The organism is Pseudomonas sp. AC083, assembly GCF_979253165.1.
This window is the reverse complement of sequence record NZ_CEEDDH010000009.1, coordinates 119,659-135,264: the sequence shown is the minus strand read 5'-3', so window position 1 is coordinate 135,264 and position 15,606 is coordinate 119,659. Positions and strand designations below refer to the sequence as shown.

The 15,606-nt window shown below is 61.3% G+C and carries 19 protein-coding genes; 10 read left to right on the top strand and 9 right to left on the bottom strand.

Annotated features, from left to right (window positions below):
- Window positions 1-67 precede the first annotated feature (67 nt).
- The gene (locus tag AC0IXA_RS15385; protein ID WP_280038732.1) at window positions 68-1,102 is read right to left on the bottom strand and encodes a type IV pilus twitching motility protein PilT; all 1,035 of its coding nucleotides are present in this window, start codon (window positions 1,100-1,102) and stop codon (window positions 68-70) included.
- Between the two features lie 56 nt (window positions 1,103-1,158).
- On the opposite strand from AC0IXA_RS15385, the gene AC0IXA_RS15380 reads away from it, so the two are divergent.
- From AC0IXA_RS15380 to AC0IXA_RS15340, 9 genes are all read left to right on the top strand, one after another.
- Window positions 1,159-1,845: a YggS family pyridoxal phosphate-dependent enzyme gene (locus AC0IXA_RS15380; RefSeq protein WP_471813771.1), complete on the top strand. Its 687-nt coding sequence runs from the start codon at window positions 1,159-1,161 to the stop codon at window positions 1,843-1,845.
- Between the two features lie 23 nt (window positions 1,846-1,868).
- Entirely contained in the window at window positions 1,869-2,687 is an 819-nt protein-coding gene (proC, locus tag AC0IXA_RS15375) for a pyrroline-5-carboxylate reductase (RefSeq protein WP_471813769.1), read from the top strand.
- Window positions 2,688-2,698: 11 nt separating this feature from the next.
- Complete coding sequence (locus AC0IXA_RS15370; protein WP_471813767.1) at window positions 2,699-3,289, top strand: YggT family protein; 591 nt, start codon at window positions 2,699-2,701, stop codon at window positions 3,287-3,289.
- Between the two features lie 205 nt (window positions 3,290-3,494).
- Complete coding sequence (gene metX / locus AC0IXA_RS15365) at window positions 3,495-4,634, top strand: homoserine O-succinyltransferase MetX (protein ID WP_471813765.1); 1,140 nt, start codon at window positions 3,495-3,497, stop codon at window positions 4,632-4,634.
- A 7-nt stretch (window positions 4,635-4,641) separates the two neighbouring features.
- Entirely contained in the window at window positions 4,642-5,262 is a 621-nt protein-coding gene (metW, locus tag AC0IXA_RS15360; RefSeq protein WP_024014659.1) for a methionine biosynthesis protein MetW, read from the top strand.
- Window positions 5,263-5,288: 26 nt separating this feature from the next.
- A complete protein-coding gene (locus AC0IXA_RS15355; RefSeq protein ID WP_016772726.1) occupies window positions 5,289-5,723 on the top strand; it encodes a DUF4426 domain-containing protein in 435 nt (144 codons plus the stop codon).
- Window positions 5,720-6,316 carry an RdgB/HAM1 family non-canonical purine NTP pyrophosphatase gene (gene rdgB, locus AC0IXA_RS15350; RefSeq protein WP_122506139.1) on the top strand — a complete coding sequence of 199 codons (597 nt, stop codon included), beginning with the start codon at window positions 5,720-5,722 and terminating at the stop codon, window positions 6,314-6,316. The genes AC0IXA_RS15355 and rdgB overlap by 4 nt, the downstream gene beginning before the upstream one ends.
- Window positions 6,313-7,518, top strand: coding sequence for a radical SAM family heme chaperone HemW (gene hemW / locus AC0IXA_RS15345; protein ID WP_016772724.1), 1,206 nt, complete (start codon window positions 6,313-6,315; stop codon window positions 7,516-7,518). Before rdgB ends, hemW begins: the two co-directional genes overlap by 4 nt.
- 22 nt (window positions 7,519-7,540) lie before the next feature.
- Window positions 7,541-7,864, top strand: coding sequence for a DUF3392 domain-containing protein (locus AC0IXA_RS15340; protein ID WP_471813763.1), 324 nt, complete (start codon window positions 7,541-7,543; stop codon window positions 7,862-7,864).
- Between the two features lie 132 nt (window positions 7,865-7,996).
- Here AC0IXA_RS15340 and trmB read toward each other — a convergent pair whose 3' ends face one another.
- From trmB to AC0IXA_RS15320, 4 genes are all read right to left on the bottom strand, one after another.
- A complete protein-coding gene (gene trmB, locus AC0IXA_RS15335) occupies window positions 7,997-8,722 on the bottom strand; it encodes a tRNA (guanosine(46)-N7)-methyltransferase TrmB (RefSeq protein ID WP_093097446.1) in 726 nt (241 codons plus the stop codon).
- 9 nt (window positions 8,723-8,731) lie between these two features.
- Window positions 8,732-9,526: a thiazole synthase gene (locus AC0IXA_RS15330; RefSeq protein ID WP_007964131.1), complete on the bottom strand. Its 795-nt coding sequence runs from the start codon at window positions 9,524-9,526 to the stop codon at window positions 8,732-8,734.
- A gap of 61 nt (window positions 9,527-9,587) precedes the next feature.
- Window positions 9,588-9,788 carry a sulfur carrier protein ThiS gene (thiS, locus tag AC0IXA_RS15325; RefSeq protein ID WP_038861193.1) on the bottom strand — a complete coding sequence of 67 codons (201 nt, stop codon included), beginning with the start codon at window positions 9,786-9,788 and terminating at the stop codon, window positions 9,588-9,590.
- Window positions 9,789-9,859: 71 nt separating this feature from the next.
- The gene (locus AC0IXA_RS15320) at window positions 9,860-10,240 is read right to left on the bottom strand and encodes a DUF423 domain-containing protein (protein WP_471813761.1); all 381 of its coding nucleotides are present in this window, start codon (window positions 10,238-10,240) and stop codon (window positions 9,860-9,862) included.
- A 74-nt stretch (window positions 10,241-10,314) separates the two neighbouring features.
- On the opposite strand from AC0IXA_RS15320, the gene mtgA reads away from it, so the two are divergent.
- Entirely contained in the window at window positions 10,315-11,037 is a 723-nt protein-coding gene (mtgA, locus tag AC0IXA_RS15315) for a monofunctional biosynthetic peptidoglycan transglycosylase (RefSeq protein WP_095181330.1), read from the top strand.
- Between the two features lie 173 nt (window positions 11,038-11,210).
- On the opposite strand, the gene rpoH is transcribed toward mtgA, so the two are convergent.
- The 4 genes from rpoH to ftsY form a co-directional block, all read right to left on the bottom strand.
- Window positions 11,211-12,065, bottom strand: a complete 855-nt coding sequence (gene rpoH, locus AC0IXA_RS15310) for an RNA polymerase sigma factor RpoH (protein WP_016772717.1) — start codon at window positions 12,063-12,065, stop codon at window positions 11,211-11,213.
- Window positions 12,066-12,180: 115 nt separating this feature from the next.
- Entirely contained in the window at window positions 12,181-13,206 is a 1,026-nt protein-coding gene (ftsX, locus tag AC0IXA_RS15305) for a permease-like cell division protein FtsX (RefSeq protein ID WP_341638108.1), read from the bottom strand.
- Window positions 13,203-13,874, bottom strand: a complete 672-nt coding sequence (ftsE, locus tag AC0IXA_RS15300; RefSeq protein ID WP_016772715.1) for a cell division ATP-binding protein FtsE — start codon at window positions 13,872-13,874, stop codon at window positions 13,203-13,205. The genes ftsX and ftsE overlap by 4 nt, the downstream gene beginning before the upstream one ends.
- Entirely contained in the window at window positions 13,871-15,358 is a 1,488-nt protein-coding gene (gene ftsY, locus AC0IXA_RS15295) for a signal recognition particle-docking protein FtsY (RefSeq protein WP_341638109.1), read from the bottom strand. The genes ftsE and ftsY overlap by 4 nt, the downstream gene beginning before the upstream one ends.
- Window positions 15,359-15,606 lie beyond the last annotated feature (248 nt).

Below are 15,606 nucleotides of genomic sequence, written 5' to 3'. Positions count from 1 at the left end.
CTCCTACACTGGGATCAGCGTTTCTCTGTAGGAGCTGCCGAAGGCTGCGATCTTTTGCTTTTGGCGGTTAAAAATTATCCGGCGTACGCGCTTTTTCCCGCGCATGCTCGCGGCTGATCAAGCCCTTGGTCACCAGATCCTTCAGGCACATGTCCAGTGTCTGCATCCCCAGCGACCCGCCCGTCTGAATCGCCGAATACATCTGCGCCACCTTGTCCTCGCGGATCAGATTCCGGATCGCCGACGTCCCCAACATGATTTCATGCGCCGCCACCCGCCCGCCGCCGATCTTCTTGATCAATGTCTGCGACACCACCGCCAGCAACGACTCCGAGAGCATCGAACGAACCATGGACTTCTCGTCGCCGGGAAACACGTCGACCACGCGGTCGATGGTCTTCGCCGCCGAGGTCGTGTGCAGCGTGCCGAACACCAGATGCCCGGTCTCAGCGGCGGTCAGCGCCAGGCGAATGGTTTCCAGATCACGCATCTCGCCGACCAGAATCACGTCCGGGTCTTCACGCAGGGCCGAGCGCAGTGCGGTGGCGAAGCTGCGGGTATCGCGGTGGACTTCGCGCTGATTGATCAGGCATTTGCGCGATTCGTGGACGAACTCGATGGGGTCTTCGATGGTGAGAATGTGGTGATGGCGATGGGTGTTGAGGTAATCGATCATCGCCGCCAGCGTGGTCGACTTGCCGGAGCCGGTCGGCCCGGTGACCAGGACCAGCCCGCGCGGCGCATCGGTGATCTTGCGGAAAACATCGCCCATGGCGAGGTCTTCCATGCTCAGCACTTTCGACGGAATGGTTCGGAACACCGCTCCGCCGCCACGGTTCTGGTTGAAGGCGTTGACCCGAAAGCGCGCCACGCCGGGTACATCGAAGGAAAAATCCGTTTCCAGATTTTTCTCGAATTCGATGCGCTGGGTGTCGTTCATGATGTCGTAGATCAGATCGTGCACTTGCTTGTGATCCAGCGCCGGCAGATTGATCCGTCGCACGTCGCCATCGACGCGAATCATCGGCGGCAGGCCGGCCGACAGGTGCAGGTCGGAAGCGCCCTGTTTGGCGCTGAAGGCCAGCAGTTCAGTGATATCCATAGCGTCCCTCAATTCCAGTAGAATGCCGCGAACCTACAGACCGCCGGCGCCTCTTGATGTCCACGATAGCAGACAACATCCTTCAGGTTAGTTCGCGCATCCAGGCAGCGGCCAAAGCTGCGCACCGCGACGAAAACAGCATCCATTTGCTCGCCGTGAGCAAGACCAAACCCGCCCAGGCCCTGCGGGAAGCCTATGCGGCGGGCCTGCGCGACTTCGGCGAAAACTACTTGCAGGAAGCCTTGGGCAAACAGCTGGAGCTGGCCGACCTGCCCTTGATCTGGCACTTCATCGGCCCCATTCAATCGAACAAGACTCGCGCGATTGCCGAGCATTTCGACTGGGTGCACTCCGTGGATCGTCTGAAAATTGCCCAACGCCTGTCCGAACAACGCCCGGCCGAACTGCCGCCACTGAACATCTGCATTCAGGTCAATGTCAGCGGCGAGGCGAGCAAATCCGGTTGCACCCCGGTCGATCTGCCAGCGCTGGCCGAGGCCATCAGCGCGTTGCCACGCTTGAAACTGCGCGGACTGATGGCGATTCCCGAGCCGACCGAGGAGCGCGCCGAACAGGACGCTGCCTTCGCCGCCGTGCAGGTACTGCAGGCGAGCCTCGCTCTGCCGCTCGACACACTGTCCATGGGCATGAGCCACGACCTCGAGTCAGCCATCGCCCAAGGCGCCACCTGGGTGCGGATCGGAACCGCGCTGTTTGGCGCCAGAGATTATTCCCAGTCTTGAACGTTTCCAGATAAGGACCACACATGAGCAACACACGTATTGCGTTTATCGGTGCGGGCAACATGGCGGCCAGTCTGATTGGCGGCTTGCGCGCCAAAGGTCTGGAAGCGGCGCAGATCCGCGCCAGCGATCCGGGCGAAGACACCCGCGCCAAAGTCAGCGCCGAACACGGCATCGAAACCTTCGCTGACAACGCCCAGGCCATCGACGGCGTCGGTGTCATCGTCCTGGCGGTCAAGCCACAGGCGATGAAAGCCGTGTGCGAGGCGATTCGCCCGAGCCTCAAACCGAACCAACTGGTGGTGTCGATCGCCGCCGGCATCACCTGCGCGAGCATGACTGCATGGCTCGGCGAGCAGCCGATCGTGCGCTGCATGCCGAACACTCCGGCGCTGCTGCGTCAGGGTGTCAGCGGTTTGTACGCGACCAGCGAAGTAACCGCCGAGCAGCGTCAGCAAGCCGAAGAGCTGCTGTCCGCCGTCGGCATCGCCCTGTGGCTGGACGAGGAGCAGCAACTGGACGCAGTCACCGCAGTGTCCGGCTCCGGCCCGGCGTACTTCTTCCTGCTGATCGAAGCCATGACCGCCGCCGGCGTCAAGCTTGGCCTGCCAAAAGAGATCGCTGAGCAACTGACCGTGCAGACTGCTCTGGGCGCCGCGCACATGGCGGTGTCCAGCGATGTCGATGCAGCCGAATTGCGTCGCCGCGTGACCTCGCCGAATGGCACCACGGAAGCTGCGATCAAATCATTCCAGGCTGGCGGCTTCGAAGCGCTGGTTGAAACCGCACTCGGCGCCGCCGCGCACCGCTCGGCCGAAATGGCCGAACAACTGGGCAAATAAAGGAGCCTTACATGATCGGATTGAACACCGCAGCGGTTTACGTGCTGCAAACCCTCGGCAGCCTGTACCTGCTGATCGTGCTGCTGCGCTTCGTCCTGCAACTGGTGCGGGCGAACTTCTACAACCCGCTGTGCCAGTTTGTGGTCAAGGCCACTCAGCCGCTGCTCAAGGCTTTGCGCCGGATCATCCCGAGCCTGTTCGGCCTCGACATGTCGTCGCTGGTGCTGGCGATTCTGGTGCAACTGCTGCTGATGGCGCTGACCCTGCTGCTGACCTACGGCACCACTGGCAACCCGCTGCAACTGGTGATCTGGTCGCTGATCGGCGTCACTGCACTGTTCCTGAAGATCTTCTTCTTCGCCCTGATCATCAGCGTGATTCTGTCGTGGGTTGCACCGGGCAGCCACAACCCGGGCGCTGAGCTGGTCAACCAGATCTGCGAACCGGCGCTGGCACCGTTCCGCCGCTTCCTGCCGAACCTCGGCGGCCTGGACCTGTCGCCGATCTTCGCCTTCCTTGCGCTGAAATTGATCGACATGCTGGTGATCAACAATCTGGCGGCGATGACGATGATGCCGGAGATTCTGCGTTTGCTGATGTAAGCCAGTGCGTTCGGTCTGACTGACCGAGTCGCCTTTTTCGCGAGCAGGCTCGCTCCCACATTGGAATGCATTTCAACTGTGGGAGCGAGCCTGCTCGCGAATGGCTGCACCTCGGTCCGAAGCGAAAACGCCGGACCTGATCGTTGCTTGCCGCTAACCCCCCCGGTCTTTAGACTTACGCCTCATTTCAACGAGAGCAGGGTCGATGCCAACTGCCTTTCCCGCCGATTCTGTTGGTCTGGTAACGCCGCAAACCGCGCATTTCAGCGAACCGCTGACGCTGGCCTGTGGCCGTTCGCTGGCCGCTTATGACCTGATTTATGAAACCTACGGCACGCTGAACGCCCAGGCGAGCAACGCCGTGCTGATCTGCCACGCGCTGTCCGGTCATCATCACGCCGCTGGTTATCACAGCGTCGACGACCGCAAGCCCGGTTGGTGGGACAGCTGCATCGGCCCCGGCAAGCCGATCGACACCAACAAGTTCTACGTGGTCAGCCTGAACAACCTCGGCGGCTGCAACGGCTCCACCGGGCCGAGCAGTATCAACCCGGAGACCGGCAAGCCGTTCGGCGCCGATTTCCCGGTGCTCACCGTCGAAGACTGGGTGCACAGCCAAGCGCGTCTGGCTGACCTGCTCGGCATCCGCCAGTGGGCGGCAGTGATCGGCGGCAGCCTCGGCGGCATGCAGGCCCTGCAATGGACCATCACCTACCCGGATCGCGTGCGGCACTGCCTTGCGATCGCCTCGGCGCCGAAATTGTCGGCGCAGAACATCGCCTTCAACGAAGTCGCGCGTCAGGCGATCCTCACCGATCCGGAATTCCACGGCGGCTCGTTCCAGGAAGCCGGCGTAATCCCCAAGCGCGGGCTGATGCTGGCGCGCATGGTCGGGCACATCACCTATCTGTCCGATGATTCCATGGGCGAGAAATTCGGCCGTGGCCTGAAGAGCGAAAAGCTCAACTACGACTTCCACAGTGTCGAGTTCCAGGTCGAAAGCTACCTGCGTTATCAGGGCGAAGAGTTCTCCGGGCGCTTCGATGCCAACACTTATCTGTTGATGACCAAAGCGCTGGATTACTTCGATCCGGCGGCTAACTTCGACGATGACCTGGCGAAAACATTCGAAAACGCCACAGCCAAATTCTGCGTGATGTCGTTCACCACCGACTGGCGCTTCTCCCCGGCGCGCTCGCGGGAGCTGGTGGATGCGCTGATTGCCGCGCGCAAGGACGTCAGTTATCTGGAAATTGACGCGCCCCAGGGCCACGACGCCTTCCTGATTCCGATCCCGCGTTACTTGCAGGCGTTCGGCAATTACATGAACCGCATTTCGTTGTGAGAAAGCCATGAGAGCTGATCTGGAAATCATCCAGGAATGGATCCCCGCCGGCAGCCGCGTCCTTGACCTGGGTTGCGGTGACGGCGAGCTGCTGACCTGGCTGCGCGACAACAAGAACGTCACCGGTTATGGCCTAGAAAACGACGCTGACAACATCGCCGAGTGCGTGGCCAAGGGCATTAACGTCATCGAGCAGGATCTGGACAAAGGCCTGGGCAATTTTGCCAGCAACAGTTTCGACATCGTCGTCATGACCCAGGCCCTGCAAGCGGTGCATTACCCGGACAAGATCCTCGACGAAATGCTCCGGGTCGGCCGTCAGTGCATCATCACCTTCCCCAACTTCGGCCACTGGCGCTGCCGCTGGTATCTGGCGAGCAAGGGCCGCATGCCGGTCTCGGAATTCCTGCCCTACACCTGGTACAACACGCCGAACATCCACTTCTGCACCTTCGAGGATTTCGAAGAACTGTGCCGCGAACGTGATGCGAAGGTCATTGATCGGCTTGCCGTGGATCAACAGCACCGCCACGGGTGGGCCAGTAAGCTATGGCCTAATCTGTTAGGTGAAATCGGTATCTACCGCGTCAGCAGTCCGCAGCTGGCGGACCACCGAGTCGCGGTCTGAGCCTGGGCATTTGAAGGAGCACGAACATGAGTCGTCTAGCGTTGCTGTTACTCACCGCCTGCCTGAGCGCCAGCGCCATGGCGGCGGACGTCATCAAAGGTGAACGCAAGGAAACCTTCGGCGACATCACGGTGCACTACAACACTTTCAACTCGACGTTCCTGCAACCGGACATCGCCAAGGCTGCCGAGCTGATCCGCAGCAAGAACCAGGGCGTGATCAACGTCTCGGTGGTCAAGGACGGCAAACCGGTGATCGCCAGCGTCACCGGCACGATCAAGGACCTGACCAGCAACAGCGTGGCGCTGAAATTCCGCCAGGTCACCGAGCAGGGCGCGATCTACTACATCGCCCAGTACCCGGTGCCGCAGCAGGAAACCCGCACCTTTGAAATCAAGGTGCAGAACGGCGACAAGATCAACACCATCAATTTCAACCAAGAACTCTTTCCCGGCGAATGATGAACATCAAGCAGCTCGTACTGGCCAGCCATAACGCCGGCAAACTCAAAGAACTCCAGGCCATGCTCGGCGACTCGGTGCAACTGCGCTCGATTGGCGAGTGGAGCAAGGTCGAGCCGGAAGAAACCGGCCTGTCGTTTGTCGAGAACGCGATCCTCAAGGCCCGCAATGCCGCGCGCATTTCCGGGCTGCCGGCACTGGCCGACGACTCCGGGCTGGCAGTGGATTTCCTTGGCGGTGCGCCGGGCATCTATTCTGCGCGTTATGCCGACGGCCAGGGCGATGCGGCGAACAACGCCAAACTGCTCGATGCGCTGAAGGACGTGCCACAAGCCGAGCGCGGCGCGCAGTTCGTCTGCGTATTGGCACTGGTGCGCCACGCCGATGATCCGCTGCCGATCCTCTGCGAAGGCCTGTGGCACGGGCGCATCCTCAACGCAGCCAGCGGCGCACACGGTTTCGGTTACGACCCGCTGTTCTGGGTGCCGGAGCGCGACTGCTCCAGCGCCGAGCTGAGCCCGGCCGACAAGAACCAGATCAGCCACCGCGCCCGTGCAATGGATCTGCTGCGCCAGCGTCTGGGCTTGAAATGACCACTGATTCTTGCGCGTCGTCGCTGATCATCGGCGGCGCCGCGTCCTCGCCTCGGGCACCGCTGCCCACCCTGCCGCCCCTGGCGCTGTACATCCACATCCCATGGTGTGTGCGCAAATGCCCGTATTGCGATTTCAACTCGCACACCGCCAGCCCGGTGCTGCCGGAGCAGGAATACGTGGACGCGCTGCTGGCCGATCTCGATCAGGATCTGCATGCGGTGTATGGCCGTGAGCTGACTTCGATTTTCTTCGGTGGCGGGACGCCGAGCCTGTTCAGCGCCGAAGCCCTCGGGCGTTTGCTGAAGGGCGTCGAACAGCGCATCCCGTTCGCCGCCGACATCGAAATCACCCTTGAGGCCAATCCGGGCACCTTCGAGCAAGAGAAGTTTGTCGCCTATCGCAAGCTGGGGATCAATCGGCTGTCGATCGGTATCCAGAGCTTTCAGCAAGAAAAGCTGGAGGCCCTCGGCCGCATCCACAACGGTGACGAAGCCGTGCGTGCGGCGGGCATGGCGCGGCAGGCCGGGTTCGATAACTTCAATTTGGACTTGATGCACGGTTTGCCCGATCAGTCGCTGGACGATGCCCTGAGCGATCTGCGCCAGGCCATTGCGCTGAAGCCGACGCACATTTCCTGGTATCAACTGACGCTGGAGCCGAACACGGTGTTCTGGAACCAGCCGCCAGTGCTGCCCGAAGACGACACCCTGTGGGACATTCAGGAAGCTGGGCAGGCGCTGCTGGCCGAGCACGGTTACGCGCAGTACGAAGTTTCGGCGTATGCCCAGGCCGGTCGCCCGGCGCGGCATAACCTCAATTACTGGAGTTTTGGCGATTTCATCGGCATCGGCGCCGGTGCCCATGGCAAGCTGAGTCACCCGGACGGGCGTATCGTGCGCACATGGAAAACCCGCCTGCCGAAGGATTATCTGAACCCGGCGAAAAGCTTTCAGGCCGGCGAGAAATCGCTGAGCAATGACGAGATGCCCTTCGAGTTCCTGATGAACGCCCTGCGCCTGACCGCCGGGGTCGAATCGCGCCTGTATCCGGAGCGCACCGGCCTGTCGCTGGAAACCCTCGCCGAAGGCCGGCGCGAAGCCGAACAAAGCGGCCTGTTGCAGGTCGAACCGTCACGCCTGGCGGCGACCGAACGCGGCCAGCTGTTCCTCAACGACTTGCTGCAACAATTTCTGAACTGACTTCAGCTCAAAGGGAAAACGCATGGATTTGATACTCGACCTGCTGGCCACCGTCTCCCGCTGGAGCCGCAGCAATCTCTCGCAAATCGCTCTGGCGCTGGTCGGTTGCCTGCTGGTGCTGTTCGGCGCTGACTTCAAAGGCTGGGTCGAGCAACGCCTGGGCAGCATCGCCGGCGCCCTGCGCGTGCCCCTGATGGCCCTGCTCTGCCTGATCGGCAGCGGCGCCGCGCTGATCTACGCCACGCCGTGGGTGATCAAAGGCCTGAGCCAGTTCAACAACTACAGCCTGGCGCCGGTGCTGCTGGTGGTACTGGTACTGATCGGCGTGGTTGCTGACCGCCGCTGACCCCGCAAACACCCCAAAACGAAATGTGGGAGCGAGCCTGCTCGCGAAGGCGTCTTGACATCCAACATCATCGTTGATTGTCAGACCGCTTTCGCGAGCAGGCTCGCTCCCACAGTTTTTATTGCGTGATGCTTAAGCGATCTTTTCGAACTTCAGATCCCACACGCCATGGCCAAGGCGTTCGCCACGGCGTTCGAACTTGGTGATCGGGCGTTCGGCCGGGCGCGGGACGCATTTGCCGTCTTCGGCGAGGTTGCGGTAGCCCGGGGCGACGCTCATCACTTCCAGCATGTACTCGGCGTACGGTTCCCAGTCGGTGGCCATGTGCAGAATGCCGCCGACCTTGAGCTTGCTGCGCACCAGTTCGGCGAACGAGGCCTGGACGATGCGGCGCTTGTGGTGGCGGCTCTTGTGCCACGGATCCGGGAAAAACAGCATCAGACGATCGAGGCTGTTGTCGGCGATGCAGCGGTTGAGCACTTCGATCGCGTCGCAATCGTAGACCCGCAGGTTGGTCAGCCCTTGGGTCAGCACGCCATTGAGCAGCGCGCCGACACCCGGGCGGTGCACTTCCACACCGATGAAATCCTGCTCTGGGGCAGCTGCGGCCATTTCCAGCAGCGAGTGGCCCATGCCGAAACCGATTTCCAGCGAGCGCGGTGCCGAGCGGCCGAACACCTGGTCGTAATCGACCGGCGCATCGGCCAGCGGCAGCACGTACAGCGGCGCGCCCTGGTCCAGGCCGCGTTGCTGGCCTTCGGTCATGCGCCCGGCGCGCATCACGAAACTCTTGATGCGGCGGTGTTGGCGCTCGTCGCCTTCGTCCGGCTGGACAGGCGTGTCGTTCGATTCAGTCATCAATGGCTCTTACTTGATCAGACCATCCAGCGGCGAAGAGGCGCTGGCATAAAGTTTTTTCGGCATGCGGCCGGCGAGGTACGCCAGGCGACCAGCGACGATGGCGTGCTGCATGGCTTGCGCCATCATGACCGGTTGCTGGGCGTGGGCGATGGCCGAGTTCATCAGTACGGCGTCGCAACCCAGCTCCATGGCGATGGTCGCGTCGGAAGCGGTACCGACACCGGCATCCACCAGCACCGGGATCTTGGCTTCTTCGAGGATGATCTGCAGGTTGTACGGATTGCAGATACCCAGACCGGAGCCGATCAGACCGGCCAGCGGCATCACGGCGATGCAACCGATTTCCGCCAGTTGCCGGGCGATGATCGGGTCATCGCTGGTGTAGACCATCACGTCGAAGCCTTCCTTGACCAGGGTTTCGGCGGCCTTGAGGGTTTCGATCACGTTGGGGAACAGGGTCTTCTGATCGGCCAGCACTTCCAGCTTCACCAGATTGTGGCCGTCGAGCAGCTCACGCGCCAGGCGGCAGGTGCGCACGGCTTCGATGGCGTCGTAGCAACCGGCAGTGTTCGGCAGGAAGGTGTAGCGATCCGGCGACAGCACTTCGAGCAGGTTCGGCTCGCCTTCGATCTGGCCCAGGTTGGTGCGGCGCACGGCGAAGGTGACGATCTCGGCACCCGAGGCTTCGATGGCCTGGCGGGTTTCTTCCATGTCACGGTACTTGCCGGTACCGACCAGCAAACGCGACTGGTAAGTACGACCGGCCAGCACAAAAGGCTTGTCGCTACGAACGATGCTCATGGGGAATCCTCTTTAAGGGTGAGGGTCTTGCAGAATTCTGTGCCCTTGCGGGCCGCGACAATCAGCCGCCGCCGATGGCGTGGACCACTTCGACGTTGTCGCCGTCGTTCAACGTGGTGTCGGCATGCTGGCTGCGCGGGACGATGTCCAGATTGAGCTCGACCGCCACGCGACGTCCGGCCAGATCCAGACGGGTGATCAGGCCCGCAACGGTTTCACCGTCGGGCAATTCAAAGGACTCGCCGTTCAACTGAATGCGCATGCACAACGCCGCCATCATTTTTAGGGGCTGGCATTCTAGCCCGATCATGACCTAAAGGTCAGTACCAAGCGTCAAGCGGTTGGCTGCAAGCGCCAAGCAGCGAGGCCGAGGCAAACCCAACCGACGAGAAACGCGAGGCCACCAAACGGCGTGATGATGCCGAGTTTGCTGATGCCGGTCATGGTCAGCAGATACAGGCTGCCGGAGAACAACACAATGCCGACGGTGAAGGACAGGCCGGCCCAAGTAATCAGGCGCCCTTGAATCTGCGTGGCCAGCAGCGCAACGCCGAACAGCGCGAGTGTGTGCACCAGTTGGTAGGTGACGCCGGTGTGGAAAATCGTCAGGTATTCCGGCGTCAGACGGTTTTTCAGGCCGTGGGCGGCAAACGCACCGAGCGCAACACCGGTGAATCCGAAAAAAGCGGCCAGCATCAAAAAGCCACGCAGCATGGGGAACTCCAGTCAGACGCCATCGGCAGGGTCTGTATAATGGCCCGCTCCACGGGTTCGGCCAAGCCATCTCTATGCTGCGTTCAATTTTCCGTCGTCTCACGAAGGCTCTGCTCTGGTTCGCCGGCGGCAGCGTCTTGCTGGTGCTGGTGTTCCGCTTCGTGCCACCGCCAGGCACGGCGTTGATGGTCGAGCGCAAGGTGGAATCCTGGGTCGACGGCGAGCCGATTGACCTGCAGCGCACCTGGAAACCGTGGAACGAGATCTCCGATGACCTGAAAGTGGCGGTAATTGCTGGCGAAGACCAGAAATTCCCCGAGCACTGGGGCTTTGATCTGCGCGCGATTCAGGCCGCTCTGGCCCACAACGAGCTGGGCGGCTCGATTCGCGGCGCCAGCACCTTGAGCCAACAGGTGTCGAAAAACCTCTTTCTGTGGTCGGGTCGCAGTTATCTGCGCAAAGGCCTGGAAGCGTGGTTTACCGCGCTGATCGAGGTGTTCTGGCCCAAGCAGCGGATTCTTGAGGTGTACCTGAACAGTGTCGAGTGGGATGACGGCGTGTTTGGCGCTGAAGCGGCGGCGCGGCATCACTTTGGCGTGAGCGCGAAGTCATTGTCGCGCCAGCAGGCGAGTTATCTGGCGGCGGTACTGCCCAATCCACGGGTGTGGAGCGCGAGTCATCCGACCGGTTATGTATCGCGCCGTGCCGGGTGGATTCGGCAGCAGATGAGTCAGTTGGGCGGGGACAGTTATTTGCTCGGGCTAAATGATTCGCGACGGGCGCCTTGGGCTGAATAACACCGGAATACCAATGCGGGAGCGAGCCTGCTCGCGAAAGCGGTGTGTCAGTCTGTGTCACTGATAAACCGCATTCGCGAGCAGGCTCGCTCCCACAGGGATTTGTGTTGAAACAGAAATAAAAACGCCCCGATCATCGCTGATCGGGGCGTTTTTTATTGCTGATGCGCCGGTTAGGCGGCGATCGACAACTTGAGCTTGTTCATCGCGCTCTTTTCGAGCTGACGGATTCGCTCGGCCGACACGTTGTACTTCTGCGCCAGGTCGTGCAGCGTGGCTTTTTCTTCTGCCAGCCAGCGCTGGTAGAGGATGTCACGGCTGCGCTCGTCCAGCACTTCCAGTGCTTCGTGCAGGTTGGTGTTGGAGTTGTCGCTCCAGTCGGCATCTTCCAGTTGACGGGCCGGGTCGTACCGGTGGTCTTCCAGGTAGTTGGCCGGCGACTGGAAAGCACTGTCGTCGTCAGCTTCGGCAGCCGGGTCGAAGGCCATGTCATGACCGGTCAGACGACTTTCCATCTCGCGCACTTCACGTGGTTCGACGCCGAGGCTTTCCGCCACACGGTGGACTTCCTCGTTGTTCAGCCACGCCAGACGCTTCTTCTGGCTGCGCAGGTTGAAGAACAGCTTGCGCTGGGCCTTGGTGGTCGCGACTTTCACAATGCGCCAGTTGCGCAGGATGAACTCGTGAATTTCCGCCTTGATCCAGTGCACGGCGAACGACACCAGACGCACACCCATTTCCGGGTTGAAGCGCTTGACGGCCTTCATCAGGCCGACGTTACCTTCCTGGATCAGGTCAGCCTGAGCCAGACCGTAGCCGGAATAGCTACGGGCAATGTGTACGACAAAACGCAGGTGGGCGAGCACCATCTGCCGAGCCGCCCCCAAATCCTGCTCATAGTAGAGACTCTCGGCCAGTTCACGCTCCTGCTCCGGCGTCAGCAATGGAATGCTGTTGACGGTGTGCACGTAGGCTTCCAGGTTCGCACCCGGAACCAGCGCATACGCAGGTTGCAAAGAATTGGTCATACGAAAAAACCTCCCACTCACATACTCGTGCCTCTCGGCACTGCGAAAAATTGACCGGGAACTCAGGTACAAGTTCCCATAAAAACCGCAAGGTCAATCACGCGCAAAAAAGATTCTACTTCGGCGCCAGCTCCCTGAGATGACGTGCGACTGCAATCCATGCACCGATATAACCCAACAGCACCGCGCCAAGCAAGAGCGACAGACCGTCGGCCACTGGCACGCCGGCCAGGGCGAAATCACTGCCGTACAAACCGGCGAGCCCGACCACCGCATCGTTCAGCCAGTTGAGGCCGAACGCCAATACGCCCCAGGACAACAGCCCTGCACCAAAGCCATACAACGCGCCCATATAAAGAAAAGGGCGGCGCACATAACTGTCAGTGCCGCCGACGAGTTTAATCACTTCTATCTCGGTGCGGCGGTTTTCAATATGAAGACGAATGGTATTGCCTATCACCAAAAGTAATGCAGACACCAACAACACCGTCAGACCGAAGACAAAGCGGTCGCCAAGCTTGAGGATGGCGGCCAGACGCTCGACCCAGACTAGATCAAGTTGCGCCTGTTGTACCTTCGGCAGCTCGGAAAGTTTTTGTCTTAATGCTTCGAGTGTCGGCTTGTCGACTTCGTTCGGTGTCACCAGCACCACACCCGGCAAAGGGTTTTCGGGCAGCTCACGCAGGGCTTCGCCCAGGCCGGACTGCTGCTGGAACTCTTCCAGCGCCTGATCACGGCCGACATATTCGGCATCAGCGACGCCGGGCATGCCTTTGATCTGCTCACGCAGCGCGTCACCCTGCTCCGGGCTGGCGTCGAGTTGCAGGTACAGGGAAATCTGCGCCGCGCGCTGCCAGGAACCGCCAAGACGCTCGACGTTGTTGAGCAACAGCGACAGCCCCATCGGCAGACTCAACGCCACGGCCATCACCATGCAGGTGAAGAAGCTGCCGATCGGCTGCTTGCCGAGGCGGCGCAGGCTGTCGAGAAGGCTGGCGCGATGGCTTTCGATCCAGGCGCGAAACAGCGTGGCGAAGTCCGGGCCGTCGTCATCGTCGTGCATTTTCTTTTTCTGCGGTTGCGGATCGGCGGCCTTCGGGGCCACGCGCTCGGAAACCTTCGGACTGCGTGTCGCACTCATACCCCGGCCTCCCCGTCGCCGATCAGGCGGCCGCGTTGCAGGGTCAGCATGCGATGACGCATGCGCGCGATCAGTGCCAGGTCGTGACTGGCGATCAGCACGCTGGTGCCCAAACGGTTGATGTCTTCGAACACGCCCATGATCTCCGCCGCCAAGCGCGGGTCGAGGTTACCGGTCGGTTCGTCCGCCAGCAGCAAGGCCGGGCGATGGACGATGGCGCGGGCAATGCCGACGCGCTGTTGTTGACCGGTGGACAGATCGCCCGGGTACAGATCGGATTTGTCCGACAGCGCCACGCGCTCCAGCGCCGAATCGACGCGCTTGGCGATCTCGACCTTGGACAGGCCGAGGATTTGCAGCGGCAAGGCGACGTTGTTGAACACCGTGCGATCAAACAGCAACTGGTGATTCTGGAACACCACGCCGATCTGTCGGCGCAGGAACGGAATTTGCGCGTTGCTGATGGTGCTCAGGTCTTGCCCGGCGAGCAGCAATTTGCCGCTGGTCGGCCGTTCCATTGCCAGCAACAGGCGCAACAGCGTGGATTTACCGGCACCGGAGTGACCGGTGACAAACAAGAACTCGCCACGACGGACTCGAAAGCTCAGCTCATGCAAGCCGACGTGACCGTTCGGGTAGCGTTTACCGACCTGTTCGAAACGAATCATGAACGCTCCCGCTCGGCAAACAGTGCCTGGACAAAGGGTTCGGCTTCAAAGGTGCGCAAATCGTCGATGCCTTCACCGACGCCGATGTAGCGGATCGGCAGGCCGAACTGCTTGGCCAGGGCGAAAATCACCCCGCCCTTGGCGGTGCCGTCGAGTTTGGTCAGGGCCAGGCCGGTCAGTTCGACGGTCTGGTTGAACTGCTTGGCCTGGTTGATGGCGTTCTGGCCAGTGCCGGCGTCGAGCACCAGCAGCACTTCGTGCGGCGCGTCGGCATCGAGCTTGCCGATCACCCGGCGAACCTTTTTCAGTTCTTCCATCAGGTTGTCTTTGGTGTGCAGACGACCGGCGGTATCAGCGATCAGCACGTCGATGCCACGGGCCTTGGCCGCTTGCACCGCGTCGAAGATCACCGAAGCGGAATCGGCGCCGGTGTGCTGGGCAATCACCGGAATCTTGTTGCGCTCGCCCCAGACCTGCAATTGCTCCACGGCCGCGGCGCGGAAGGTGTCGCCGGCCGCCAGCATGACCTTCTTACCCTCCAATTGCAGCTTCTTCGCCAGCTTGCCGATGGTGGTGGTCTTGCCAGCGCCGTTGACGCCGACCACCAGGATCACGAAAGGCTTGTTCTGCGAGGCGATTTTCAGTGGCTGTTCAACCGGTTTGAGCATCGCTGCCAATTCGGCCTGCAGAGATTTGTACAGGGCGTCGGCGTCGGCCAGCTCCTTACGTGCGACCTTCTGGGTCAGGCGCTGGATGATCAGCGTAGTGGCTTCAACGCCGACGTCGGCGGTGAGCAGACGGGTTTCGAGGTCGTCGAGCAGGTCATCATCAATGGTCTTGCGCCCGAGGAACAGACTGGCCATGCCCTCGCCGATGCTGGCGCTGGTCTTCGACAGGCCTTGCTTGAGACGGGCGAAGAAGCCGGCTTTGGTTTCTTCGGTGCGCGGGGTTTCGACTGGCGCTTCTACAGGGACTTCGACCGGCACGACCGGAGCGACCGGAGCGACAACCGGCGCAGCGGCAATCGGTGCAGGCTCCGACGGCGGGACAACCGGGGCGGCGGGTTCAGAAATGACCGGCGCTGGCTCGACAACCGCTTCAAGCACAGGCTGCGCCGCAACCTCGGCAACCGGCGCAGGAATCACTGGCGTCACATGCGGCGCTGCTTCTTCAACCAGCGCGACCGGTTCTTCTGCCACTGGCAAGGTCAGCCACGGCTCGGCGGCGGGCGTCAGCGGCAACTCGGCAGCGGCCGGCGTTTCGGGCTCGGCCTCAGCTTCCGGTTGCAGCACCGGCTCGGCGATCGGCAGCACAATCGGCGCCGGTTCTTCTTCTATAACAGGTGCTGGCGCGGGGGCCGGCTCAGGAATCGCGGGCGGCTGTTCGACGACGGGTTCCTGCGGTTTCTTCCGCAGCCATCCGAACAGGCTTTTCTTCTCGCCAGCCGCAGCTGGGCTCTTCTTGTCGTCGTTGGAACCAAACATGGAGGACGGCTATCTCACGGTAGCGACGCGCCAACAGGGCGCCCCGGCAAATAAATATTCGATGCAGAACAGACTGTGTTTCATCCAGCTTGTTCACGCGCAACATTTGGTCGAGGCGCCGAAGGCACCTCAAGGATCGCTTTTACGATGGTCTAAACCGGCAAAGATCGGCGAAAACGCGGAGTTTAGTGGGAAAAACACAGCTTTGCGCCGCAAACCTAATCAGCCTTATCACACCCTCAGGCCTG